Annotated in this window: 1 protein-coding gene; it reads left to right on the forward strand. The window is 35.9% G+C overall.

Translation table 11 applies throughout. From position 1 onward, the window contains the following. The coding region (locus AC1DTM_RS28220) for a helix-turn-helix domain-containing protein (RefSeq protein ID WP_477001458.1) at positions 1-420 on the forward strand (420 nt) is incomplete at its 5' end. Positions 421-1034: the final 614 nt, after the last annotated feature.

Consider the following 1034-nt stretch of genomic DNA (forward strand, 5'->3'; position numbering starts at 1 on the left):
TCCATAACACTCGAATCATTGAAAAAAATTTCTGAAGCACTCGGTGTCAATCCGAGCTACTTTTTTTCAGAGTCCGAAAAGCAGACAACACCAACAGTTATGAGAAACATCATTAGTAAGACGAACACTCTACATAACCAATTTTTTTATAGAGATTTAGCGGGCAACATTGAAAATCCACTATTTAATCCCATTTTAGTTTTGCTTAACCCAGGTGCTCAAAGAGAGGAATCTTATTCACATTCGGGGCAAGAATTTCTATACGTTCTAGAAGGAAAACTGACGATCATCATTGACAAAGAGGAGCATGTTTTGAATCCTTATGATTGTATTTTCCTAGATTCAACAACACCTCACAATTGGGTGAATAAAACAGATTCGATTGTAAAACTCCTTTGCATTTCAAGTATTCCTGTGTAAATTTCAACAGGTTCATTAGACATGATCTATGATTGAGGTAGCTGCGAGTCATTCGTCTGAATCACTCGCAGCCCTTTCCGAACCTGGTTGAATCTTCCATGATACTGCATCAGTAACTTCAAATTTATTTTTAAGAATTGGACATAGTCCTTCTTTTTGCTTTCCCTGTACAGGGAAAGCGAAGTTTCTATAGACTTCAGATATTTCTAATGAGTAGTTATCTATTTTAGTAGAGAAGTAACTAATTCCATCAATATCATCTGACTGCCTAATAAATTGTAGAATTAATTGCTGGACAAGTCTGTCTAAAATGAAGTGAAGTTTATTTATCAACTATTTGGAATAGAGGTAACATTTGCACCGGAACCACATAAAAAATACCGGCATCCTTCCCATGAAGAATACCGGTACTTCTCATTTATCCCGCTATTTTTGGGCAGTAAACGCCCGATTGGTGCGGACTGATTAAAGCTTCACTTTATCACCCATACAAAACCGCATGAAATACGCCTAATAGTAAGTATTATTCTTCTGTCTTATATGTAAAGGTAAATACGAAATTTGCATCCAATAACTTTCCGTCACATACAATTATTTCATGCTCTGCATCATTA

It is taken from the genome of Bacillus sp. P4_D3, from assembly GCF_056401855.1.